This window comes from Pilosibacter sp. YYHA0881 (genome assembly GCF_051602715.1).
In the GTDB taxonomy this organism is placed as follows: domain Bacteria; phylum Bacillota; class Clostridia; order Lachnospirales; family Lachnospiraceae; genus Alitiscatomonas; species Alitiscatomonas aceti.
The window spans coordinates 236,425-259,540 of the sequence record NZ_CP175657.1; the positions used below are offsets into that span (position 1 = coordinate 236,425).

22 protein-coding genes are annotated in these 23,116 nt (G+C 54.2%); 20 read left to right on the forward strand and 2 right to left on the reverse strand.

The features are described 5' to 3' along the window. The first annotated feature begins 148 nt into the window (after positions 1-148). The 6 genes from ACI6NM_RS01155 (at position 149) to hslO (ending at position 4,976) form a co-directional block, all read left to right on the forward strand. Positions 149-1,261 (forward strand): ComEC/Rec2 family competence protein, encoded by a 1,113-nt coding sequence (locus ACI6NM_RS01155; protein WP_262427581.1) that lies wholly within the window; start codon positions 149-151, stop codon positions 1,259-1,261. 21 nt (positions 1,262-1,282) lie between these two features. Further along, positions 1,283-2,104 (forward strand): threonine/serine exporter family protein, encoded by an 822-nt coding sequence (locus tag ACI6NM_RS01160; protein ID WP_262427582.1) that lies wholly within the window; start codon positions 1,283-1,285, stop codon positions 2,102-2,104. Then, on the forward strand, positions 2,101-2,616 hold the full coding sequence (locus ACI6NM_RS01165) for a threonine/serine exporter family protein (RefSeq protein WP_262427583.1): 516 nt from the start codon (positions 2,101-2,103) through the stop codon (positions 2,614-2,616). The genes ACI6NM_RS01160 and ACI6NM_RS01165 overlap by 4 nt, the downstream gene beginning before the upstream one ends. Positions 2,617-2,720: 104 nt before the next feature. Continuing rightward, the gene (locus tag ACI6NM_RS01170; RefSeq protein ID WP_022274152.1) at positions 2,721-3,236 is read left to right on the forward strand and encodes an SEC-C metal-binding domain-containing protein; all 516 of its coding nucleotides are present in this window, start codon (positions 2,721-2,723) and stop codon (positions 3,234-3,236) included. A 75-nt stretch (positions 3,237-3,311) separates the two neighbouring features. Further along, positions 3,312-4,076 (forward strand): class I SAM-dependent DNA methyltransferase, encoded by a 765-nt coding sequence (locus ACI6NM_RS01175; RefSeq protein WP_215652897.1) that lies wholly within the window; start codon positions 3,312-3,314, stop codon positions 4,074-4,076. A 15-nt stretch (positions 4,077-4,091) separates the two neighbouring features. After that, positions 4,092-4,976 carry an Hsp33 family molecular chaperone HslO gene (hslO, locus tag ACI6NM_RS01180; RefSeq protein ID WP_022274150.1) on the forward strand — a complete coding sequence of 295 codons (885 nt, stop codon included), beginning with the start codon at positions 4,092-4,094 and terminating at the stop codon, positions 4,974-4,976. Positions 4,977-5,171: 195 nt separating this feature from the next. Here hslO and ACI6NM_RS01185 read toward each other — a convergent pair whose 3' ends face one another. After that, entirely contained in the window at positions 5,172-5,369 is a 198-nt protein-coding gene (locus ACI6NM_RS01185; protein WP_022274149.1) for a cold shock domain-containing protein, read from the reverse strand. A 132-nt stretch (positions 5,370-5,501) separates the two neighbouring features. On the opposite strand from ACI6NM_RS01185, the gene ACI6NM_RS01190 reads away from it, so the two are divergent. Next, the gene (locus tag ACI6NM_RS01190) at positions 5,502-6,077 is read left to right on the forward strand and encodes a DUF5662 family protein (protein WP_262427584.1); all 576 of its coding nucleotides are present in this window, start codon (positions 5,502-5,504) and stop codon (positions 6,075-6,077) included. A 14-nt stretch (positions 6,078-6,091) separates the two neighbouring features. Here the strand turns inward: ACI6NM_RS01190 and ACI6NM_RS01195 are convergent, their stop codons facing one another. Further along, positions 6,092-7,171 (reverse strand): ribonuclease H-like domain-containing protein, encoded by a 1,080-nt coding sequence (locus ACI6NM_RS01195; protein ID WP_262427585.1) that lies wholly within the window; start codon positions 7,169-7,171, stop codon positions 6,092-6,094. Between the two features lie 208 nt (positions 7,172-7,379). Here ACI6NM_RS01195 and ruvA point away from each other — a divergent pair, with 208 nt between their 5' ends. From ruvA to ACI6NM_RS01260, 13 genes are all read left to right on the forward strand, one after another. After that, positions 7,380-7,997, forward strand: a complete 618-nt coding sequence (gene ruvA, locus ACI6NM_RS01200) for a Holliday junction branch migration protein RuvA (protein WP_262427586.1) — start codon at positions 7,380-7,382, stop codon at positions 7,995-7,997. 38 nt (positions 7,998-8,035) lie between these two features. Beyond that, a complete protein-coding gene (gene ruvB / locus ACI6NM_RS01205) occupies positions 8,036-9,043 on the forward strand; it encodes a Holliday junction branch migration DNA helicase RuvB (protein WP_215652900.1) in 1,008 nt (335 codons plus the stop codon). Positions 9,044-9,156: 113 nt separating this feature from the next. Further along, positions 9,157-9,483 carry a cell division protein ZapA gene (locus ACI6NM_RS01210; protein WP_022274144.1) on the forward strand — a complete coding sequence of 109 codons (327 nt, stop codon included), beginning with the start codon at positions 9,157-9,159 and terminating at the stop codon, positions 9,481-9,483. Between the two features lie 85 nt (positions 9,484-9,568). After that, the gene (locus ACI6NM_RS01215) at positions 9,569-11,884 is read left to right on the forward strand and encodes a U32 family peptidase (protein ID WP_262427587.1); all 2,316 of its coding nucleotides are present in this window, start codon (positions 9,569-9,571) and stop codon (positions 11,882-11,884) included. Positions 11,885-11,892: 8 nt separating this feature from the next. Further along, positions 11,893-13,236 carry an FtsW/RodA/SpoVE family cell cycle protein gene (locus ACI6NM_RS01220; RefSeq protein WP_262427588.1) on the forward strand — a complete coding sequence of 448 codons (1,344 nt, stop codon included), beginning with the start codon at positions 11,893-11,895 and terminating at the stop codon, positions 13,234-13,236. Then, positions 13,202-14,629, forward strand: coding sequence for a peptidoglycan D,D-transpeptidase FtsI family protein (locus ACI6NM_RS01225; RefSeq protein ID WP_262427589.1), 1,428 nt, complete (start codon positions 13,202-13,204; stop codon positions 14,627-14,629). The genes ACI6NM_RS01220 and ACI6NM_RS01225 overlap by 35 nt, the downstream gene beginning before the upstream one ends. A gap of 134 nt (positions 14,630-14,763) precedes the next feature. Then, positions 14,764-15,783: a UDP-glucose 4-epimerase GalE gene (gene galE, locus ACI6NM_RS01230; RefSeq protein ID WP_262427590.1), complete on the forward strand. Its 1,020-nt coding sequence runs from the start codon at positions 14,764-14,766 to the stop codon at positions 15,781-15,783. A gap of 55 nt (positions 15,784-15,838) precedes the next feature. Next, complete coding sequence (locus tag ACI6NM_RS01235) at positions 15,839-17,758, forward strand: alpha/beta hydrolase family protein (RefSeq protein WP_262427591.1); 1,920 nt, start codon at positions 15,839-15,841, stop codon at positions 17,756-17,758. 122 nt (positions 17,759-17,880) lie between these two features. After that, positions 17,881-18,333: an NUDIX hydrolase gene (locus ACI6NM_RS01240; protein WP_022274137.1), complete on the forward strand. Its 453-nt coding sequence runs from the start codon at positions 17,881-17,883 to the stop codon at positions 18,331-18,333. Positions 18,334-18,538: 205 nt separating this feature from the next. After that, entirely contained in the window at positions 18,539-19,618 is a 1,080-nt protein-coding gene (locus ACI6NM_RS01245; RefSeq protein ID WP_262427592.1) for an ABC transporter substrate-binding protein, read from the forward strand. A gap of 29 nt (positions 19,619-19,647) precedes the next feature. Beyond that, positions 19,648-20,571: an ABC transporter permease gene (locus ACI6NM_RS01250; RefSeq protein WP_262427593.1), complete on the forward strand. Its 924-nt coding sequence runs from the start codon at positions 19,648-19,650 to the stop codon at positions 20,569-20,571. Then, positions 20,571-21,368, forward strand: coding sequence for an ABC transporter ATP-binding protein (locus tag ACI6NM_RS01255; RefSeq protein WP_262427594.1), 798 nt, complete (start codon positions 20,571-20,573; stop codon positions 21,366-21,368). Before ACI6NM_RS01250 ends, ACI6NM_RS01255 begins: the two co-directional genes overlap by 1 nt. A 482-nt stretch (positions 21,369-21,850) precedes the next feature. Continuing rightward, positions 21,851-23,113, forward strand: coding sequence for a hypothetical protein (locus tag ACI6NM_RS01260; protein ID WP_262427595.1), 1,263 nt, complete (start codon positions 21,851-21,853; stop codon positions 23,111-23,113). Positions 23,114-23,116: the final 3 nt, after the last annotated feature.

Sequence of the window (23,116 nt, forward strand, 5' to 3'; positions counted from 1 at the left end):
TGATTCCTTTCGATTATAGCGGATTCCGTTTTTTTTTCAAGGTTTCCGGAGGAAAAGATTGGGAAGGAAGGCGGGTTGCCTTTTTTTCTCTTTCAGAGTACAATAGTCCTGACTGCGGAAGGAATGACAAAAGAAAAGAGGAATTTGAATGGAAGAGATCCGAAACAAAAAGAAAATATGGGGCTGGCGGAAGGAAGGAGCAGGCCGTGGGGCCGCCCGGTTCCTGCTTTCGGTGCTGCTGGCGGCAGGACTTATTTCCGGCTGCGGAAACAGCGCCGGGGCAGAGCTGCCGGCGGAACAGACGGTGGACGGTTCCGGCCTTGAAGTCCATTTCATCGACGTGGGCCAGGCGGACGCAGCCCTGGTGCTCTGCGACGGGGAAAGCATGCTGATCGACGGCGGAAACTCTGAGGATTCGGACGTGATCTATACCTATCTGGAAAAGCAGAAGGTGGAGGAGCTGGATTATATGGTCTGTACCCATGCCCACGAGGACCATGTGGGAGGCCTCTCCGGAGCCCTTACGTATGCGTCTGTGGATACGGCCCTTGCCCCGGTGACGGAGTACGACAGCAGGGCCTTCAGAAATTTTCTGGAGGGACTGGAAAAGCAGGGGACAGAGATCACTATACCAGAGGCCGGAGACAGCTTTTCCCTGGGAAGCGCCCAGGTGAAGATCCTGGGACCGGTCCGGGAGACGGATGAGACCAACAATACCTCCATCGTTCTCCGGATCGTATATGGGGATACTTCATTTTTATTCACCGGAGATGCGGAGCGGGAAGAGGAGGAGGACATCCTGGATACAGGGGAAGTCTTAAAGAGCACGGTCTTAAAGGTGGGCCACCACGGAAGCGACAGCTCCACTTCGTATCCGTTCCTCCGGGAGGTGATGCCGGAGTACGGCGTGATCTCTGTGGGGACCGGAAATACCTACGGCCATCCCACCCAGGAGGTCTTAAGCCGTCTGAGGGACGCGGGCGTGACGGTGTACCGGACGGACCTCCAGGGAGATATCATCTGCACCAGCGACGGTGCGGAGGTCACCTTCCGGACTGCTAAGAATACGGCTCCCCAGGAGGGAAGAAAGCCGGATCAGGAGGAGAAGGAATATATCCTCAATACAAATACCATGAAGTTCCACGCCCCCGGCTGCTCCAGCGCGGCGGAGATGGGGCCGGAGAACAAAAAGGAATTTAAAGGGACCAGAGAGGAGCTGCTGGACCAGGGATACAGTCCCTGCGGCCGGTGTAAGCCGTAGGCGGCAGGAAAGAGGAGAGCTATGAAACTGGAAGAAAACAGAGCGCCGGACCCGAAGGAGGAGTCCATGGCCGGGGACAGGCAGGAGATCATGGAGATCGCCATGCGGGCCGGCCACATCCTTCTGGAAAACGGCGCAGAGATCTCCCGGGTGGAGGAGACCATTGACCGGATCTGCCGTCATTACGGGATCCAGTCAGCAAATTCGTTTGTCCTCAGCAATGGGATCTTTTCCACCATGGGAAACCAGAGAGAAGAATTCTTTGCCAGGGTGCAGCACATTCCCGTCAGCGGCGCCCACCTGAACCGGGTGGCGGCCGTCAACCAGCTTTCCCGGGAGATCGAGGAAGGAAAACACACCATCGCGGATCTGGAGCGGTGCCTGGACGACATTGAAAACATGCCGGGAAAGCGAAACATTGTCCAGATCATGGCGTCGGCAGTGGGAAGCGGCGCATTCTGTTTGTTTTTCGGCGGGGATCTCCTGGACAGCGCGGCGGCATTTTTATCCGGGATGCTTTTGTATGTGTATATCCTCTACGGGGGATACAGGCTTTCCCGGCTGGTGGAGCATATCCTGGGAGGGGCCCTGGTAACGTTTTTATGTATGGTATTCTATCACCTGGGCCTGGGCCATAACGTCAGCTCCATGATCATCGGCTCTGTGATCCCCATGATCCCCGGGGTGGCCTTCACCAACGCGATCCGGGATCTGACGGACGGGGACTATATTGCCGGTTCGGTGCGGATGATGGATACGGCGCTGGTGGTCCTGGGGATCGCCCTGGGAGTGGGGATGATGTTCACCGCTTATTACCGGATCACAGGAGGGAATCTGCTATGACAGAGCTTTCTGCATGGTTTGCTTTTTTTCCGTCCTTTCCCACAGGCGAGCTTTTTAAGCAGCTTCTGGCGGCGGGCGTGGGGACGGCGGCCTTTTCCGTCCTGTTTTATGTACCAAGGAAATACTATGGCTTCTGCGCGGCCTGCGGTGCCTGGGGCTGGCTCACATATTTTGTTCTGGAATGGGCCGGGATGACCGTAACGGAGGCTACATTTTTTGCGGCAGCAGCGGTGGTTTTTTTGTCCAGGCTGTTTGCGGTCATGGAGCGGTGCCCGGCCACTCTGTTCATGATCCCGGGGATCTTTCCCCTGGTGCCTGGGGCTGGGATCTACTGGACGGCTTATTACATCGTGACGGACCAGATGGAACTGGCCAGCCGTACGGGCTTTTCCGCTGTCAAGGCGGCGGTGGCCATCGTTCTGGGGATCATTTTTGTGTTTGAGATCCCTCAGAGCTTTTTTAAACGGGTCCTGGGAAAAAAACGGGCGGGGGAAACCGCCCGGAACCAGTAAAATGCGCCGGGAAAGAAAAAGAATACAGGTATTTACAGATTTTTCCCAATATGCTATAATACTAAGAGTCTGTATCTTAAGAATACGAAAAGGATGGTTTTACAATGGCAACTTTACTTGAAACATGGAGAAACCTGGCATACGGTGATGGCCTCGACGATAAAAAGAGAGAAGAGCTCTGGACAGGATATTTTACAGTGGAGAAGGGAATCTACGAGAAGATCCTTTCCGACCCGGCCCAGGTGGTAGAGGGGACCGTAAAGGAGCTGGCTGAAAAGTATGAGACAGAAGTGCTCATCATGACCGGATTCTTAGACGGCATCAACGAGAGCTTAAAGGGATATGAGAACCCCATCGAGACAATGGACGAGAATACGGCCGTTAAGATCGAGATCGATCCGGAGAAGCTGTACTACAATATGGTGGAAGCGAAGGCGACCTGGCTGTATGGCCTTCCCCAGTGGGAAACGATCCTCACTGAGGAAAAGAGGAACGAGCTTTATAAGGCCCAGAAGGCTTCCGGTACAGTACGCCGTGAAGGCCATAAGATCTACCCCAACGATCCGTGTCCCTGCGGAAGTGGTAAAAAATATAAAAAGTGCTGCGGACGGAATCAGTAAAAAGCTGACGGACATGGGAGCGTTGCAGAATCTGTGGAAATTCTGCTGCGCTCCCTTTTTACGCGAGGGAGACACATGGAAGCATATACGGGATTTGCGGCGGTTTATGATACATTTATGGATAATGTCCCCTATGGGGAATGGTGCGAATACCTGACAGGGCTTTTAAAGGAGAACGGTGTGGAGAGCGGACTGGTCCTGGACCTGGGCTGCGGCACCGGGAGCCTTACGGAGCTTCTGGCTGCCAGGGGCTATGATATGATCGGCATTGATTATTCAGAAGAAATGCTGGAGCTGGCAGCCGGAAAGCGGGCGGAGTCGGGACAGGATATCCTGTATCTCTGCCAGGATATGCGGGAGTTTGAGCTGTACGGCACTGTGAGGGCTGTGGTGTCCATCTGTGACTGCATCAACTATATCACAGACCCGGCGGACCTGGCAGAGGTTTTTTCCCTGGTCAATAATTATCTGGATCCGGGCGGAGTCTTTATTTTCGATCTGAATACGGAATATAAGTACGCCCAGGTCATGGGAGACACCACGGTGGCAGAGGACCGGGAGGAATCCAGTTTTATCTGGGACAACCAGTATGATCCGGAGGAGAGGATCAATATTTACGATCTGGCGATATTCCTGCGGGAGGAAAACGGTCTTTACAGGAAATACCAGGAGACCCATTACCAGCGGGCTTATTCCTTACAAGAAATACAGGAGGCCCTGGCTCTGGCCGGAATGGAATTTGTGACGGCATATGACGCTTTTACAAAGGATGCGCCCCGGAAGGAAAGCGAAAGGATCTACGTCATAGCCAGGGAGCACGGAAAGAAGCAGAATAATTAAGGAAGGTTTGAGAATATGACGGATTATATAATCAGAGCAACGGCAGCGGAGGGACAGATCCGCGCCTTTGCAGCTACCACCAGGGATCTGGTGGAGGCTGCCAGAGATGCCCATAATACCAGCCCGGTGGCTACGGCAGCCCTGGGACGGCTTTTAACGGCCGGAGCCATGATGGGGATCATGATGAAGGGAGAAAAGGATCTTCTGACCCTCCGGGCAGAGGGAGACGGCCCCATTGGCGGCCTTTTGGTGACCGCAGATTCTAAAGGGGACGTCAAGGGCTACGCCTTCAACCCGGAGGTCATGCTGCCGCCCAACGCCCAGGGAAAGCTGGATGTGGGAGGCGCTCTTGGGGTGGGCGTCTTAAGTGTGATCCGGGATATCGGCTTAAAGGAGCCCTATGTGGGCCAGACCATTCTGGTTTCCGGTGAGATCGCCGAGGATCTGACGTACTATTACGCCACCTCTGAGCAGGTTCCGTCCTCGGTAGCTCTGGGAGTCCTTATGAATAAGGATAACACGGTCCGCCAGGCCGGAGGCTTCATTATCCAGCTGATGCCGGGAGCTTCTGATGACTGCATCGACCGGCTGGAGGCCCGTCTGGGAGAGATGAGCTCCATCACCGCTCTTCTGGATGCTGGAAAGACACCGGAGGAGATCTTGGAAGATCTTCTGGGGGATATGGGCCTGGAGATCCTGGACCGTCTGCCTGCCAGGTTCCACTGTGACTGCCATAAGTCCCGGGTAGCCAGAGCCATTACGAGTATTGGAAAAAAAGAGCTCCAGAGCATGATCGACGAAGGAAAGCCCATTGAGGTGAGCTGCCATTTCTGTAATAAGATCTATACATTTACAGTGGATGAGTTAAAGGAAATGCTGGAAAAGGCCACCAGGCCATAAAGGATACGGATCAGAAACACCGGAGAGAACGGGATCCCGGAGAATGCTGCAAAAGAGGGTACTGCAAAGGAAGGGCTTTGGAAAGCTTCTTCACCTGTTTTGCAGCATCCTCTGATGTAATCAGCTTCATGCACATCCGCTTCGTTCTAACAAGCTGTTTCTCTGGTTAGAAAAAGGCATAATGAGAATCGGCGATTAGAGTCTGGTTACGTTGACGGCCTGGGGACCTTTGGAACCCTCGATCACGTCGAATTCGACGTCTGCACCTTCGTCGAGGGTCTTAAAGCCTTCCATATTAAGACCAGAGTAGTGTACGAACACGTCATGCCCATCTGCATCGCAGATAAAGCCGTAACCTTTTTGGTTGTTAAACCACTTAACTGTACCTTTCATATGATACCTCCGCAATAAGACCTTGCAGGCCGCGCCTGCTGTGTTCACAATAGCACAACCGGTCGGGGATGTCAAATAAAATCATGTGGCTGATTTTGCGGTTATTCAAAAAATATGAGGGAATCTTGCAATATGAAAAAAAGATTGGATTTTCAGCACAAAACGAAAAATAACGCCTGGAACCATTTCCGGACCATCACCCACCACCGGCTGCTGGTCATGAAGGGCTGCTTCCAGGTAGGGCTTTACAGACAGGGGCTGCTCCACGATCTGTCCAAATATACCTGGACAGAATTTAGGACGGGAGTCCGCTATTATCAGGGAGACCGCAGCCCCAATGCGGCTGAGAAGGAGATCATGGGGTATTCTCCGGCCTGGCTCCACCACAAAGGGAGGAATAAGCACCATTTTGAGTACTGGACCGATGTTTCCACCAGGGAGGATAACTGGAGGATCGTTGGAGTGAAGATGCCGGTCCAGTATTTTGTTGAGATGGTCATGGACCGGATCGCCGCATCCAGGACGTACCGGGGCAGGGCGTACACGGACGGAGACCCATATGCATATTTTTCACGCAGCAAGGATGTTCTGACCATGCACCCGGAAACCAAACGGGAACTGGATAAGGTGCTCCGTATGCTGGAGAAAAAGGGGGAGCCGTATACCTTCCGGTATCTGCGGTATCTTTTGAAAAAAGGGGATTATTAAGAGATCTGGGCGGCTTAGAAAAGCTCCGCCCAGATTTTTTTAATATACTGGTTGAGCCGGACGGGATCCTGGAAACAGGAGGGCGAAAACTCAAAGAATCCAGTCCTGTCTTTGGAAGAGGTCTTAAATTCCGGAATCCAGACAGGCTCCGGCTGGGGAAGGAAAACGCCGCTTTTTTTCGTATAGCACGTTTCCTTTGTGGCTTTTATGCGGGCGTCCCGGTCCACGTATTCGCCGACGCTTTTGTGGACCGCCGTATCCTCGTAGATCAGATAATAGTAGTCCTTATAGCTGGGATAATAGTATTTAAGGGTTCCCTCATAAAGCCGGATGGAAAGCTCCAGGGCATTTCCGGCAGCCGCAAAACCGTAGGAGGGGACGGCGGCACAGAGGGGCCGGGGCAGAACGGTCTCTTCTTCTCCCTTTAAGGAAAGCAGGAGCCGGGGCGTTTCACCCGCCGCCTTTTTCAGATCCAGAAGAGTAAAATCCTGGGTAAAAAAGTCCGGATAAAACAGGATCGGCAGGAGCGAGGGCATTCCCTTCAGATCCTCTTCATTATGGAGAAGAAGGAGCCTTAAGAGGTTTTTGTCCCTGGTTTTCAGATAGTCCTCGTAAACGCTTATGAGCTGTCCGCCGTCGAAGCGGTCCTCCCGGCAGATGGAGAGAAAGCCTTCGATAGTCTTCTGCTTCAGGTTTTCCAGTCCCAGATGCTTTTTCCAGGGCTTGATGCGCTTATAGATATCCACGCTTTCCACGCCGGAAAAATCACAGGGGAGCTTAAGGGCCCTGCACCGCTTCATAAGGAAGGGGATATCAAAGGTATCTCCGTTAAAATGGACCAGGACGGAGTAGTCCTTTAAAAAGGAGAAAAAGCTCTGGATCACCTGGGCCTCAGAGGCCTTTGTGTCGGCAAACCACTGGATAAAATGGGCGCGGCCTTCCTTATAAAACACACAGCCGATCAGATAGACTGTGCAGAAGTCTCCGGAAAAGCCGGTGGTCTCAATATCAAAGAACAGGAGAGAAGCGGGATCCCCCAGGCGGGCCAGGGGATAGGATCCCTCCGCGTCAAAAGTATTCTGGATCGTTATCATAGGTATGGGTATCGTTCCTTTCGCGTGCAGATCTGGGCTGGAATCTGATCTCAGTATACGTGGTTTCTGATGGAATGTCAATGAACCAGCGGTTCAATACCAGAAAATTTGTTCGATTCATCCCGGGTTTATCTTGCAAAGGCTTTTTGTCTATGGTATGATTCTGTTACAGAGCAACGCCCTATGAGCGGTTCGGAGGGAAAATACATTGATTTCATATATCAGAGGCACCCTGGCGGAAAAAAATGAGGATTCAGCGGTGGTGGAGGCTCACGGAGTCGGATACCAGATCTTCGTGCCTGTGCCGGTGCTTTCAGAGCTTCCGCCCCTGGGGGAAAGCGTAAAGATCTACACATATTTCAGCGTCCGGGAAGACGGGATGAGCCTGTTCGGCTTCCTGTCCCGGCAGGATCTGGCGATGTTTAAGCAGCTGATCGGCATCAACGGCATCGGCCCCAAAAGCGCCCTTGGGATCCTGTCCGCCTTAAGGCCCGATGTGCTACGGATGGCGGTGGCGTCCGGTGATGCAAAGACCATCTCCAGGGCTCCCGGCGTGGGCCCCAAAACGGCCCAGAGGATCATCCTGGATCTGAAGGATAAGATACGGCCGGAGGACGTGCTGGCTGGAGGACTGGAGGAGTCCCTGGCAGTACCGGAGGAGATATCCGGAGTGGGACAGGCAGGAAAAGAGGCTGTGGAGGCCCTGACTGCCCTTGGTTATTCGGCAGCAGAGGCAGCCGGAGCGGTAAAGAAGGTGAAGATCACCGAAGAAATGACGGCAGAAGACGTTTTAAAGGGAGCCTTGAGGCATCTGGCCTTCTTATAGGAAGGAACTGGAACAATCAATAGAACAGGCAGGTTGGTATGAGTCGTAAAATCATTACAACAGAAGAGACAGAAGAAGATAAAAAAATAGAAGGAACCTTAAGGCCCCGGTATTTAAAGGAATATATCGGCCAGGAAAAGATAAAATCCACCTTAAAGATCTTTATAGACGCTGCGAAGACCCGGGGAGAGGCCCTGGACCACGTATTATTTTACGGCCCGCCGGGACTGGGAAAAACGACGCTGTGCGGGATCATCGCCAACGAAATGGGAGTGAATCTGAAGGTCACCTCTGGTCCGGCCATCGAAAAGCCCGGGGAGATGGCGGCGATCCTCAACAACCTCCAGGAGGGCGACGTGCTGTTCGTGGACGAGATCCACAGGCTCAACCGCCAGGTGGAGGAGGTCCTGTATCCCGCAATGGAGGACTTTGCCATCGACATCATGCTGGGAAAGGATTCTGCCGCCCGTTCCATCCGGCTGGAGCTTCCGAGGTTTACCCTGGTGGGAGCCACCACCAGGGCGGGACTTTTAACGGCTCCCCTCCGGGACCGTTTCGGCGTGATCCAGCGTCTGGAATTTTACTCGCCGGAGGAGCTCTGTGTGATCGTAAAACGATCAGCGAAGGTCATGGGCGTGGAGATCCAGGAGGAGGGAGCCTGGGAGATCGCAAGGAGATCCAGGGGTACCCCCAGGCTGGCAAACCGGCTTCTGAAGCGGGTTAGGGATTTTGCCCAGGTAAAATACGACGGCGTCATCACAAAGGCTGTGGCGGATTTTGCGTTGGATATCCTGGATGTGGACCGGCTGGGACTGGACAACAACGACCGGACGATCCTCCTCACCATGATCCAGAAATTCGGAGGAGGCCCTGTGGGACTGGAGACCTTGGCGGCGTCCATCGGAGAGGATTCCGGGACCCTGGAGGATGTATATGAGCCATATCTTCTGATGAACGGGCTCATCAACCGGACGCCCAGGGGCCGGGTGGCCACAGAGGCAGCTTATGTTCATCTCGGCATACCGGCGGACGGCGGGGAAGCGTAAGGATGGAAGCCGGACCGTTACGAAACTATTAGGAAATCCGTAAGGAATAATTTCTGGCTCCAGCGGAGCGGATGTGATAGACTATACAAAGAAAGAAAATCGGGAGAACAGACATGGAAAGAAAAAATTATACAGAAGTGCTGATCAATGGGAATATCTACACCCTGGGCGGATCGGAGGAGCAGGAATATCTCCAGAAGGTGGCTGCTTATATCAATGAGAAGATCGGGATCCTGAAGGCCCAGCCGGGCTTTACGAGACAGAATAAGGATTACCAGGAGGTAATGATCTACCTGAACCTGGCCGACGATTATTTCAAGGCCCTCCAGGAGGCAAAAATGCTGAAGGCCCAGAGGGACGATCTGGAAAGGGAGATATACAGTCTGAAGCATGAGCTGATCAGCGTCCAGATGAAGCTGGATGCCCAGACGGAACAGTAGGATACAAAAGAGAAAAACGGGCTGCCGCATGGAATCTAACGATATGCAGCGGCCCTTTCTGGGCTTTTGGCCGGAAAGGAAGCGTATGGAAAAGAGAAAGGTTGAGATCCTGGCGCCGGCCGGATCTTATGAGAGCATGGTGGCCGCCGTCAACGCCGGGGCCAATGCGGTCTACATCGGCGGAAGCCGGTTCGGAGCCAGGGCCTATGCGGATAATCTGGATGAGGAGGCAATGATCCGGGCCATCGACTTCGTCCACCTCCACAACTGCCGGATCTATATGACGGTCAATACTCTGGTGAAGGAAAAGGAACTGCCGGAGCTTTATGGGTATTTAAAGCCCTATTATGAGGCGGGACTGGATGCAGTCCTGGTCCAGGACCTGGGTGTATTTTCTTATATCCGGGAGCATTTTCCGGACTTACCCCTCCACATCAGCACCCAGATGACCGTGACAGGAAAATACAGCGCGGCGGATCTTAAAAGAATGGGCGCCGTCCGTGTGGTACCGGCCAGGGAGCTTTCCCTGAAAGAGATCCGGGAGATCAGTGAGGCCACAGGGCTGGAGGTGGAGACCTTTGTCCACGGGGCGCTCTGCTACTGCTATTCGGGCCAGTGCCTGTTTTCCAGCCTCATCGGGGGACGGAGCGGCAACCGGGGCCGGTGTGCCCAGACCTGCCGCCTGCCCTTTGACGTGGAGAAGGGAGATAAGGTCCTTGGAGGGAAAAATGAAAAGTATGTGCTGAGCCTTAAGGATCTTTGCACCCTGGATCTTCTGCCGGAAATCCTGGAGGCCGGGGTCTGCTCATTGAAGATCGAGGGACGGATGAAGAGTCCCCGGTATACGGCCGGTGTGGTGAGTATTTACCGGAAATATGTGGATATGTACCTTGCCCATGGACGGTCCGGCTACCGGGTGGATCCGGCAGACCGGAGAGCGCTTCTGGAGCTGTTTGACCGGGGCGGCCAGTCAGAGGGCTATTATAAGGAGCACAATGGCCGGGATATGGTGGTATTAAAGGAAAAACCGGCCTTCCGGGAGCCGGATCAGGAGCTGTTCGATCGTCTGGACCGGACCTATGTGGATGCGGTGAAAAAAGAGCCCATCCGCGGGACTGCCCTGGTCTCAGAGGGAAAGCCGGTGCGGCTGACCGTGGAATATACGCCCTCACTGGAACCAGCCGGAATCACGGAAGACGGAATGGCCGTTCTGGAGCCGGTTTCTGTTGCCTGTACCGGGGATATGGCAGAAACGGCAAAGAACGCCCCCATGGATGGGGACAGGGTCCGGAAACAGCTGATGAAGACCGGAGATTCTCCATTTTTCTTTGAGGAACTGGAGGTTTTAGTGGAAGGAAAGGTATTCCTTCCGGTACAGGCCTTAAACAGGCTGAGGAGAGAGGCCCTGGAGGAGCTTTGCAGGGCTGTGACGGAGCGGTTCCGCCGGAAGTCCGGTGAAGAGCATAAAAATACGGAGGAGGAAGGCGCAGAACGGGCCGCCGCCGGAGAAAACGGAGAGGAAAAAGGGACCGGACCCCAGGCATGTCTGGACGGGCAGAAAACGGCTCCGGAATTTGCCGTATCCGTTTCCAATATGGACCAGCTCCGGGAGGCTCTGGCCCTGGTGCAGGAAAAACGGGAGGACGGGGCAGAAACGCCCTTCGGGATCTACCTGGCAGGCGAGGAATTTGATCCGGGCCAGTGGAAGGAGCTGGCGGACCGCTGCCATAAGGCGGGGAGCGCTTGTTATCTGATGATGCCCAGGATCTTCCGTTCCCAGGCAGAGCAGTTTTTCCTGGCCCATATGGAGGAGCTTAAAAACGCCGGCTTTGACGCCATAGGCGTGGGTTCCATGGAGGAGCCGGGATTTTTAAGAAAGCATCTGCCGGAAATGAAGCAGTATTTCGACCACGGCATGTATGTGTTCAACCACCGGGCGGAAAAGGCCATGAAGGCCTATGGGGCCAGCCGGGTGACCCTCCCAGTGGAGCTGAATGCCAGGGAGCTTTCCGACGCAGGGGTACGGGGCGAGCTGATCGTTTACGGGTACCTCCCCATGATGGTATCGGCCCAGTGCGTGAAAAAGACCATGGAGGGCTGCACCGGGCGGCCGGAGGTCTTATATCTGAGAGACAGAAAGGGAAAGGCCTTCCCGGTGAAGAACCAGTGCCGGTTCTGTTTTAATACGATCTATAATGAAAGCCCTCTGTCGCTTCTGGGGCTTTCCGGCGAGGCAGCCAGGCTGTCGCCGGCGGCATACCGGATCATCCTTACGCTGGAGGACAGAGAGACGGCAAAAAGGGTGCTCCGCTCCTTCTATGAGGAATATATGGAAGGAAAAAGACAGGACCCTCCGTCCGGAAATTTTACCCGCGGTCATTTTAAGCGGGGCGTAGAGTAGGTGAGACATTGACGAATCTTGTTGTGGAGGTATCCAGATACCTGATCATCCTTCTGATCGCCATTTACACATATTATAATTTCCGGTTCTTCTCCATGAAGGATCAGGAGGGCCGGGATCTGGCCTGCTCCAGACAGCTGGTCTGCATGTTCATGCTCCACTTTCTGGCGAATATGGTGATCGTTTTAAACACGGGGCTGGAGAGCCTGGCGCTCTTTTACGGGGCCCAGGTGATCTTCTTCCTGTGCTATATTTATCTGTACCGCTTTTTTTACCGGAACGTGTCCCGGCTCCTGGTGAATAATACGTGTATGCTTTTATGCACCAGCTTTATCATGCTGACCCGGTTAAACCCCTCCCGGGCCATGCGCCAGTTTGTGATCGTGGCGGCAGCGGCTGTGATCACGTGGATCATCCCCCTGATCATTGACCGGGTGTGGCAGCTGGCAAAGATCCCCTGGATCTACTGCGGCCTGGGACTGGCCCTGCTGTCCGCCGTATGCCTTCTGGGAAATACATCCTACGGGGCCCAGCTTTCCATCTCCATCGGCGGCTTCTCCTTCCAGCCGTCGGAGTTTGTGAAGATCAGCTTTGTGTTTTTTGTGGCCACCATGTTTTACCGTTCCACGGACTTTAAGACCATTGCCGTGACCACGGCCGCGGCCGCGGCCCATGTGCTGGTGCTGGCGGCGTCCAGGGATCTGGGAAACGCCCTGATCTATTTTGTGTCCTATCTGATGATGCTTTTTGTGGCCACGTCCAACTGGTTTTATCTGGGAGCGGGAGCTGCCGGAGGAGCCGGGGCCGCTGTGGCTGCTTACCATATGTTTTCGCACGTAAGGCGGCGGATCCAGGCCTGGAGGGATCCCTGGTCCGACGTAGATGACATCGGATACCAGGCGGCCCAGTCCCTGTTTGCCATCGGCACAGGCGGCTGGTTCGGCATGGGACTTTACCAGGGAATGCCGGAAAAGATTCCGGTGGTGGATAAGGATTTTATTTTTTCAGCAGTTTCTGAGGAGCTGGGCGGGATCTATGCCCTTTGTCTTTTATTTATCTGCGTGGGCTGCTTTCTCCAGTTCATGCTGATCGCTACGAAGATGCAGGCCATGTTCTATAAGCTCATTGCCTTCGGACTGGGAACGGTCTATATTACCCAGGTGTTCCTGACCGTCGGCGGAGCCACCAAATTCATCCCATCTACCGGCGTGACCCTGCCCTTTGTCAGCTATGGTGGAAGCTCTGTGCTGGCTACCTTTATCCTTTTTAACATCATCCAGGGACTGTACATCTTAAAACGCGGAGAGGAGGAGGAAGATGAAAAAGACCAGGCCAAATCCCAGGGCCAATAAAAATATCCTGTGGTTTGCATACGGCGTAGTGGGTGTATTCGCCGCCATGGGGCTCTACATGGGAGTCTTTCTCCAGTTTCAGAGTGAGGACGTGATCAACAATCCATATAATGCCAGGATCGCCGGCATGGCGGACCGGGTGGTCCGCGGAAAGCTTCTGGCTGACGACGGAACGGTCATCGCAGAGACCGTGGTGGGAGAGGACGGGAAGGAGACGAGAAGCTATCCTTACGGAGAACTGTTTGCCCATGTGGCCGGTTATTCCACCATGGGAAAGACAGGACTGGAATCCCTGGTGAATTTCCATCTTCTAAGCTCCCATGTGAACCTTATGGAAAAGATCATAGATGAGCTGTCGGGAGAGAAGAGCACCGGAGACAATGTGGCGACGACCCTGAACCTGCGTCTCCAGCAGACGGCCTGGGATGCCCTGGGAGACCGGAGGGGAGCAGTGATCGCCATGGAGCCGGATACAGGGAAGGTGCTGGCCATGGTATCCAAGCCGGCCTTTGATCCCAATACGGTGGAGGCTGAATGGGACAGCCTGGTGAACGGGGACAGTAAGGAGGCCAGGCTTCTGAACCGGGCCACCCAGGGACTTTACCCGCCCGGGTCCACCTTCAAGGTCATCACGGCCCTGGAATATATGAGGGAGCATCCGGGAGCCTATGACGGCTTTCACTTTTCCTGTGACGGGATCTATGAATATGAGAACATCCGGATCCAGTGCTACCACAAAACGGCCCATGGAGAGGAGGATTTTGCAGCGTCCTTTGCCAATTCCTGCAACGGGGCCTTCGCCTCCCTGGGACTGGAGCTGGATCTTGACGGACTAAAGGGACTGTCCGAGCAGCTTTTATTCAACCGGGACCAGCCTCTCTCCATTCCTTATAAACAAAGCGTATACCAGATGGAGGCGGATGCGGAGGACTGGGAGATCATGCAGACGGCCATGGGCCAGGGAAGCACGTTGATGACACCCATGCACAATCTGATGGTCATGGCAGCCATTGCCAATGACGGGATCCTGATGAAGCCGTATTTTGTGGACCATGTGGAGAATCCCGGCGGCCAGACGGTGAAAAAATTCAAGCCGGAGGCCTATGGGGAGCTGATGGTGGCCAATGAGGCGGCAGCCTTAAAGGAGCTGCTGGTGCGGGTGGTAAACGAAGGGACCGGCTCTTCCTTAAGGACGGATGCCTACCAGGCGGCGGGAAAGACCGGCTCGGCGGAGTTTGAGACGGGGAAGGAGACCCATGCATGGTTTGTGGGCTATGCGCCTGCGGAAGATCCGAAGCTGGCTGTCTGTGTCATCGTGGAGGAAGGCGGCTCCGGAGGAAGAACAGCGGGTCCCATTGCAAAAAAGCTGTTCGACGCATATCTGATCCCCTGAGACCGGCTTCCTTGAAACTGCTGGAAAAAAGGATTCCTTTTTTCCAGTGGCCGTGATAGAATAGAGAATGACCGGGAAGCCGGAAAGACCGGCGGCGGAAAAGATACGTATCCAGGAAAGAGAGGCGTGACAATATGAGAATTTTAGTAACTGGCGGAGCCGGATATATCGGCAGCCATACATGCCTGGAGCTTTTAAACCAGGGCCATGAGGTCGTTGTTTTCGATAATCTGAGCAATTCCTCCGAGGAATCCTTACGGAGGGTAAAAAAGCTGACGGGAAAGGATATCGTCTTTTATAAGGCGGATATGCTGGACCGGGATGCGCTGGAGTCGATCTTTGAAAAGGAAAAGATCGATGCAGTGATCCATTTTGCAGGCTTAAAGGCCGTGGGGGAATCTGTGGCCAAGCCCCTGGAGTATTATTACAACAACATCACCGGAACCCTGGTGCTCTGTGACGTTATGAGAAAGCACGGAGTAAAGAAGATCATCTTCAGCTCCTCTGCCACCGTATACGGCGATCCTGCTTTTGTGCCGATCACCGAGGACTGCCCCAAGGGACAGTGCACCAATCCCTACGGCCAGACCAAGAGCATGCTGGAACAGATCCTTACGGATATCCAGAAGGCGGATCCGGAGTGGACTGTGATCCTGTTACGTTATTTTAATCCGGTTGGCGCCCATGAGAGCGGCATGATCGGAGAAGACCCGGCCGGCATCCCCAACAACCTGACGCCCTATATCACCCAGGTGGCTGTGGGCAAGCTGAAAGAGGTGGGCGTATTCGGAGACGACTACGATACGCCGGACGGAACGGGAGTCCGGGACTACATCCATGTGATGGATCTGGCAGACGGCCATGTAAAGGCCTTAAAGAAATTCGAGGATACCCCGGCAGTCTATATTTATAACCTGGGAACCGGACACGGATACAGCGTCCTGGATATGATCCATGCGTTCTCCAGGGCTGTGGGAAAAGAGATCCCATATGTGATCAGGCCCAGACGGGCCGGCGACATCGCCACCTGCTATGCAGACGCTGCAAAGGCGAAGAAAGAGCTGGGCTGGGAAGCAAAGCGCGGGATCGACGATATGTGCGCCGATGGATGGAGATGGCAGTCCATGAATCCCAACGGGTACAGAGAAGCATAAAAGAAAAACAAGGCCATCGGGAGGTTTCCCATGGCCTTTTTATGGAGGGGCTTACATGAAGAAGATCGATATCAGAGATTTTATGAACTATCACTATCCCACCGGGCTCACAGCAGCTCCCGACGGAAAGCACGGCGCTTTTGCGGTGGTGGATGTCAACGAAAAGGAAAACTGCTATGATTCCTGTCTGTGGATCATGGATCTTTCCGACGGAAGCGTCCGGAAGCTGACGTCCGGAAGAAAAGAGAGGAATTTTTCCTGGATCGACGGGGAAACGCTTCTTTTTGCCAGCTGCCGGGAAAAGGAGTATAAAGAGAAGATCGAGGACGGAGAGACCTGGACCTGCTTTTATACCATCGGCCTTCACGGGGGAGAGGCGGAATTTTCCTTTGCCGTTCCCTATTCCGTTGGAAAGTTTGCTGTATGTGGAACCCGGGTGTATATGTCCGTAAAATACGAGTACGCCAAGGAGGAAAAGGACTATGAGGTCTTTGACGAGCTTCCCTTCTGGGCCAACGGAAAGGGTGTGGTCAATAAAAAGAGGAACCGCCTGGCCGTTTACGACCGGGAGAAGGAAACCCTGGAGATCATAACCCCGGAATACGAAACTGTGGAGAATTTCTGGCTGGAGGAGGACTGCCTCCTGTATACGGGAGTCCAGTATACGGATCTGAAATCCTGGAGACCGGGCCTTTACCGGGTGGGACTGGAAGGTTATGAACGGGAAACACTGATCCCCCAGGACCGGATGCGGATCGACTATGCCTGCATCTTAAAGGGAAGCGTCACACTGTTCGGATCGGAAATGAAGACCTATGGCGTCAATGAGAATCCGCAGCTTTTCCGTCTGGAGGATGGAACGCTTAAGGAGCTGGCATTCTTCGACCGGAGCATCCATAACTCCATCTGCAGCGACTGTAAATTTGCAGACGGGGAAGGGATCGTCCACGATGACGAAAGAATCTATTTCATCTCCACCTTCAGAAAGCAGAGCGTCATCTGTTCCGTGGACGCAGAGGGGAATTTTGAGACTCTTTACGACCGCCAGGGCAGCGTCCATACCTTATCCCTGGGAGCCGGGGCTGTGTGGTATACCGCCATGCGGGACATGGGGCTGACGGAGATATACTGTCTGAAGGATGGGAAGGAAGAGAAGCTCACGGCCTTCAACGACGGACTGCTGGCAGAACGGGACGTATGCCCGGTGGAGGAATTTACCTTTACATATAAGGACGTGGAGCTGGACGGCTATGTGATGAAGCCGGCAGGCTTCGATCCGGAAAAGAAATATCCGGCGCTCCTTACGGTCCACGGCGGCCCCAGAGCCACCTTTGGTCCGGTGTTCTTCCATGAAAGCCAGGCCTTTGCCAATGCGGGCTATTTTGTATTTTTCACCAACCCCGTGGGCAGCGATGGACGCGGAAACGCCTTTGCAGACCTTTCCGGCCGGTACGGCACCGTGGATTTTGAAAACTGCCTGGCCATGACTGACGAGGTATTAAAGCGCTATCCCCAGATCGATGAAAAGCGGGTGGGGATCATGGGCGGAAGCTACGGCGGCTTCATGTGCAACTGGGCCATCGGAAACACCGACCGGTTCGCGGCGGCAGCCTCCCAGAGGAGCATCTCCAACTGGATCTCCCTCAGCATGACCACGGATATCGGCTATTCCTTCGACCTCCAGGAGACGGCGGGCGATCCCTGGAACAGCCCGGATAAGATGTGGGTGTGCTCTCCGTTAAAATACGCCCATAAGGCTAAAACGCCTACCCTGTTCATCCAGTCGGACGAGGATTACCGCTGCTATATGGGCGACGCCCTTCAGATGTTCTCCGCACTGAAATACTTCGGGGTGGAGGCGCGGATGTGCCTGTTCCATGGAGAAAACCATGAGCTGTCCCGGTCCGGAAAGCCTTCTCACCGGGTGCGCAGACTTTCTGAAATGATGGAATGGTTTGAAAAATATCTGAAATAGAAAGAATATATTCAATAAAAGGTGGGTTGCAAATCTGTCAAAAAAGAAGTATACTAGTCCCAGCGTATCAGACACACCAAATAAGGCGGCCTCTCTGGCGTCTTACAACAGGAGGGATTGCAATGATAGAGGCAACGAGCTGTGGCGGTGTGGTTATATTTCGCGGCAAGATCCTGGTTCTTTATAAGAATTACAAGAACAAATATGAAGGCTGGGTCCTGCCCAAGGGAACTGTGGAACCGGGCGAAGAGTTTAAGGAAACCGCCCTCAGGGAGGTGAAGGAGGAGACTGGCGTTACCGCTTCGATCATTAAATATATCGGAAAGAGCCAGTATTCTTTCAGCACGCCCCAGGATACGGTGGAAAAGGACGTACACTGGTATCTGATGATGGCAGACAGTTATTACAGCAAACCACAGCGGGAGGAATATTTCGTGGATTCCGGATACTACAAGTTTTATGAGGCCTACCATCTTCTGAAATTCTCCAACGAGAAGCAGATCCTGGAAAAAGCCTATAACGAGTATCTGGATTTAAAACGGAGTAACCTCTGGGGCAACAAGAAATATTTTTAAAGGCAAAGGAAGGCGTGGGCCCATGGGTGCGCCTTCCTTTTTTCTTCCCTTTTCCCTGCTGCATGGCAGGATCTGTGGGTTTTTGCCGGAATTCGACTTTAACGCGTTGAACTTCATGTAATTTAAAGTTATGTACTGTTGACGTGAAAGCTTTTTTGTAGTACAATCTGTGTTATGAATTTTATTGCGGAGGAGAATCTGTATTATGAGAAAAAACGCGAAAGTATTATCCTTAATTCTGGCGGGAGCCATGGCCATGTCGCTGGCAGGCTGTTCCGGCTCCGGAAGTAAAGACAGCACAAAAGAAACGGCTGCAAAGAGTGAGGCAAAAGAAGCGGGAGCGGAAAGCTCCGGGCAGGAGACCTCCAAAGCCGCCGGGGCAGGAGAGGCAGACGCATCGGGAGAAACGTATCAGATCGGTGTGCTCCAGCTGGTCCAGCATGACGCTCTGGACGCTGCCAACAAGGGCTTTTTCGCCGCCCTGGACGAGGCTGGTATCAATTATGAGGCAGACCAGCAGAATGCCTCCGGCGAACAGGCCAATTGTATGACCATTGCAGAGAAGCTGGTAAACGACGGCAGCGATCTGATCCTTGCCATCGCAACGCCTGCGGCCCAGGCTGTGGCCGGCGTGACAGAGGAGATCCCGGTGCTTCTGACAGCTGTGACCGATCCGGCAGAATCCGGACTGGTAAACGACAATGAAAAGCCCGGCGTCAACGTATCGGGAACCTCGGATCTGACGCCGGTAAAGGAGCAGATCGATCTGCTGAAGCAGCTGCTTCCCGACGCAGAAAAGGTGGGTCTCCTGTACTGTTCGGCAGAAAGCAATTCCCAGCTCCAGATCGCCATGGCCGAAGAGGCCTGTAAGGAGGCAGGGCTTTCCTGTGAGGAGTATACGGTTCCCAGCTCCAACGAGATCCAGAGCGTGGTGGAGTCCATGGTGGGCAAGGTGGACGTGATCTATGCGCCTACGGATAATGTGATCGCTGCCGGCATGTCCACCGTTGCCATGATCGCCACGGACAACCAGATCCCGGTGATCTGCGGAGAGGCCGGCATGGTAAACGCCGGGGGACTTGCCACTTACGGCATCGATTACTACCAGCTGGGCTACATGACCGGCGAGCAGGCCATTGAGATCCTTACAAAGGGTGCAGATGTGGCAGAAATGCCCATCGGCTACCTTCCGGCAGAGCGCTGTGCTCTGACAGTCAATAAGACCACAGCCGACGCTCTGGGGATCGATATTTCCGGCCTGGAAGGCGCTGAGATCGTAGAATAGGAAAAAAGAGGATAAGCGGGGAAAGAAAAATGAGTGGTATACTTGTTGCAATGCAGGGCGCTGTGGCACAGGGCGTCCTGTGGGGGATCATGGTACTGGGCGTGTACATCACCTACCGGCTTCTGGATATCGCAGATCTGACGGTGGACGGGAGCTTTGCCCTGGGAGGGTGCGTCTGCGCTGCTCTGGTCATTAATTTTGATCTGGATCCACTGGCAGCGCTCCTGTTGTCCATGCTGGCTGGAATGGCTGCGGGCGCTGTGACGGGGATCCTGCACACGGTCCTGGAGATCCCGGCGATCCTGGCCGGGATCCTGACCCAGATCTCTCTGTGGTCCATAAACTTACGGATCATGAGCGGAAAATCCAATCTTCCATTATTAAAGCTGAAAACACTCATTTCCAGCGTAGGAGACAGCCTGGGGATCACCCAGGCCCAGGCGTCGATCCTGGTGGGCGTGGCTGCGGCCGTTCTCATTGTGGCCGTGCTGTACTGGTTTTTCGGAACAGAGATCGGAAGCGCTCTCCGGGCCACGGGAAACAACGAGGACATGATCCGCGCCCTGGGAGTCAATGTGAAGCGGATGAAGCTTCTGGGACTGATGCTAAGCAACGGCCTGGTGGGGCTTTCCGGAGCCCTGGTGTGCCAGCACCAGAAATATGCGGATATCAACATGGGCCGCGGCGCCATCGTCATCGGCCTGGCTGCCATTGTCATCGGCGAGGTGCTCATGGGACGGCTCATTAACTTTGCCTGCAAGCTGAGCTCCGTGGTGGTGGGCGCTGTGATCTACTTCCTGATCCGTGCCCTGGTGCTCCGGGTGGGCCTGGAGACCAATGACATGAACCTGTTTACGGCCGTATTCGTGGCCTTCTCCTTAAGCGTTCCTGTGCTCCTGGGAAAATGGAGGGCCAGGAAGGAATATTCGGAGACAGGGGAGGAGGATTCATAATGCTTACGATCACCAATGTACGGAAAACATTCAATAAAGGAACCATCAATGAGAAAAAGGCCCTCTGCGGTCTGAACCTTCACCTGGATCCCGGCGACTTTGTGACGGTCATCGGGGGAAACGGAGCCGGAAAATCCACCATGCTGAACATGATCGCCGGGGTATATCCCATCGATTCGGGAAAGATCGAGATCGACGGCGTCAACATCTCCAGGGAGCCGGAATATAAAAGGGCCCAGTACATCGGCCGCGTGTTCCAGGATCCCATGCGGGGAACGGCCGCGGGCATGGAGATCCAGGAAAATCTGGCTCTGGCCCTCCGGAGAGGAAGGAAGAGGGGGCTTTCCTGGGGGATCAAGGCCAATGAAAAGGATTTTTACCGGGAAGCCCTGACGAAGCTGGGGCTGGGGCTCCAGACCCGGATGACCAGTAAGGTGGGTCTTCTTTCCGGGGGACAGCGCCAGGCGCTGACACTTCTGATGGCGACTCTGGAAAAGCCCAGGCTCCTCCTTCTGGACGAGCACACGGCGGCCCTGGATCCCAAGACTGCCAAAAAGGTACTGGAGCTGACCGATGAGATCATAAAAGAGCGGGAGCTGACTGCTCTTATGGTCACCCACAACATGAAGGACGCGATCCAGTACGGAAACCGTCTGATCATGATGCACGAGGGCCGCATCATCTACGATGTGGCGGGAGAGGAAAAAAAGAACCTCCAGGTGGAGGATCTTTTAAAGAAGTTTGGAGAGGCCAGCGGCGGCGAGTTCGCCAACGACCGGATGATGCTGGCGAAGTAAGGGATCCAGACAGGTTCCGGAGGGCCGGGAGACGGTTTCTCGAGCGGCGTCCCGGACCGGGGACAGCTCCAGGACATCTTAGCGGCTGGCGCTTCTGTGAATGTCAGCCGTCGGACTGGGACTGGTCCGGAGACCGGGAACAGAGCTGACCTGCCCAGGATATGCAGATAAGATAAAAGGAAGGCTGAGAGGGGTGCATTTCCCTTTTGGCCTTCCTTTTTTACGGCAGCACTGGCGATCTCCGGGATTTGTAAAATAATTTGTAAACGGACCATAATGTGCGGAAATATACAATTCCGTCAAAATCAATAAGGTCAGATTATGTCACACCTGCTGGCTCTGGCTTCCAGGCGATGGATAAGGATATAAAATATATATGGAAAAACAAAAAACGTAAATAAAACTTAAAAAACAGGGGGAAGTTCTATGCTATAATGAAAAAAACACTGGAAACGGACTGAGGAGCGAAGGAGGATGGCGGAATGAGACGAGAGAATACGGGTGCGGCCGGATGGAAAAGGGCCGGAGTGTTTGCGGGAATGGCGGTGCTGGCGGCGGTGCTTTCCGGCTGCGGAAATGGTGCAGAAGCGGATTTTTCCCTTGCGGAGCCTGCCTGGACAGAGGAACAGACCTCCCCTGCGGAGCCTGCCCGGACAGAAGCACAGACCTCCCCGGCAGAGGATGCCCGGACCGGAGGAATCCTGGAGGCGGCCGCCGGAAACTGGCGGCTGGCCGGGACAAAGACAGAGGATCATCTGAAGGAGTTTGGAGATCTCCAGGAAATGTTTGGAACCGGGATTCATGAGGGAAGCCAGATGACCATTGGCGCGGACGGAAGCTTTTCCTTTTATCTGGGGATTGCCTTAGGCGGAGAGGGCACGGTCCGGGAGGAAGACGGGATCCTCGTGGCAGATATAACGCCCTATGAGCCAGAGGGGAGAGGAGGAAGTCCTGCGTCCTTTGCAGTGATCCCTGTGACGGAGGATGGGAGCTGGTATCTGACCACAGAGACCATGGGAGAGACCATGTACTGGGAACGGCTGCCGGGGACTGACGGAGCGGAGCCCGGGCAGGATGGACAGGAGGCGGAGAAGGCTGTTATAGAGTCCGGTGCCAGTCTGCCGGCGTCCTATGGAAAAATCCTCTGGGACGCATACAGTCAGGGGCTCCTTCCCGATGGGAGGCCGCTGGATTACAGAGACGAGGAGGAAACGCAGAAAAATAGCTTTGCGATCTGTGATGTGGACGGAGACGGGAAGGAGGAACTGTTGTTAAAATGGACGGCCGCATGCGTGGCTGGGATGGGGGAATTTGTATACGGCTGCGACGGCGAAGAATGTTATCTGGAGCTGAACGAATTCCCGGAAGTCCGATATTATAAAAATGGCAGCGCATCGGCGGACTGGTCCCATAACCAGGGGCTGGCGGGCCGGGTCTGGCCCCAGAACTATTACCGTTATGATCCGGAAAGGGATGTATATGAGTCCTATGGCAGTATGGATGCATGGGATAAGGGCGTGATGGAGGAGAAGTTCCCGGACGAGATCGATGAGGATGGCGACGGTCTGATCTTTTATCTGATGCCGGCAGGATGGGATGGAGACTATAATAAGAGGGCAGTAAAGGACGGGGCGTTTTATGCGAAATGGAGAAAGGAATGTCTGGGGGATGAGGAGGAGATCCAGCCTCTTTATAGGGCACTGACACGGGAAAATATAGAGGCTCTGGGGTTCGCGGAGCCATAAAAG

What these genes read in the sequence shown, in the direction of transcription:
- hslO (WP_022274150.1), top strand. Translation starts at nt 4,092, where the DNA reads ATGACGGATTATATAATCAGAGCAACGGCAGCGGAGGGACAGATCCGC.
- ACI6NM_RS01235 (WP_262427591.1), top strand. Translation starts at nt 15,839, where the DNA reads ATGAAGAAGATCGATATCAGAGATTTTATGAACTATCACTATCCCACC.
- ACI6NM_RS01240 (WP_022274137.1), top strand. Translation starts at nt 17,881, where the DNA reads ATGATAGAGGCAACGAGCTGTGGCGGTGTGGTTATATTTCGCGGCAAG.
- ACI6NM_RS01185 (WP_022274149.1), bottom strand. Translation starts at nt 5,369, where the DNA reads ATGAAAGGTACAGTTAAGTGGTTTAACAACCAAAAAGGTTACGGCTTT.
- ACI6NM_RS01155 (WP_262427581.1), top strand. Translation starts at nt 149, where the DNA reads ATGGAAGAGATCCGAAACAAAAAGAAAATATGGGGCTGGCGGAAGGAA.
- ACI6NM_RS01225 (WP_262427589.1), top strand. Translation starts at nt 13,202, where the DNA reads ATGAAAAAGACCAGGCCAAATCCCAGGGCCAATAAAAATATCCTGTGG.
- ACI6NM_RS01215 (WP_262427587.1), top strand. Translation starts at nt 9,569, where the DNA reads ATGGAAAAGAGAAAGGTTGAGATCCTGGCGCCGGCCGGATCTTATGAG.
- ACI6NM_RS01260 (WP_262427595.1), top strand. Translation starts at nt 21,851, where the DNA reads ATGAGACGAGAGAATACGGGTGCGGCCGGATGGAAAAGGGCCGGAGTG.
- ACI6NM_RS01175 (WP_215652897.1), top strand. Translation starts at nt 3,312, where the DNA reads ATGGAAGCATATACGGGATTTGCGGCGGTTTATGATACATTTATGGAT.
- galE (WP_262427590.1), top strand. Translation starts at nt 14,764, where the DNA reads ATGAGAATTTTAGTAACTGGCGGAGCCGGATATATCGGCAGCCATACA.
- ACI6NM_RS01165 (WP_262427583.1), top strand. Translation starts at nt 2,101, where the DNA reads ATGACAGAGCTTTCTGCATGGTTTGCTTTTTTTCCGTCCTTTCCCACA.
- ACI6NM_RS01195 (WP_262427585.1), bottom strand. Translation starts at nt 7,171, where the DNA reads ATGATAACGATCCAGAATACTTTTGACGCGGAGGGATCCTATCCCCTG.
- ACI6NM_RS01210 (WP_022274144.1), top strand. Translation starts at nt 9,157, where the DNA reads ATGGAAAGAAAAAATTATACAGAAGTGCTGATCAATGGGAATATCTAC.
- ACI6NM_RS01255 (WP_262427594.1), top strand. Translation starts at nt 20,571, where the DNA reads ATGCTTACGATCACCAATGTACGGAAAACATTCAATAAAGGAACCATC.
- ACI6NM_RS01190 (WP_262427584.1), top strand. Translation starts at nt 5,502, where the DNA reads ATGAAAAAAAGATTGGATTTTCAGCACAAAACGAAAAATAACGCCTGG.
- ACI6NM_RS01245 (WP_262427592.1), top strand. Translation starts at nt 18,539, where the DNA reads ATGAGAAAAAACGCGAAAGTATTATCCTTAATTCTGGCGGGAGCCATG.
- ACI6NM_RS01160 (WP_262427582.1), top strand. Translation starts at nt 1,283, where the DNA reads ATGAAACTGGAAGAAAACAGAGCGCCGGACCCGAAGGAGGAGTCCATG.
- ACI6NM_RS01170 (WP_022274152.1), top strand. Translation starts at nt 2,721, where the DNA reads ATGGCAACTTTACTTGAAACATGGAGAAACCTGGCATACGGTGATGGC.
- ACI6NM_RS01250 (WP_262427593.1), top strand. Translation starts at nt 19,648, where the DNA reads ATGAGTGGTATACTTGTTGCAATGCAGGGCGCTGTGGCACAGGGCGTC.
- ruvB (WP_215652900.1), top strand. Translation starts at nt 8,036, where the DNA reads ATGAGTCGTAAAATCATTACAACAGAAGAGACAGAAGAAGATAAAAAA.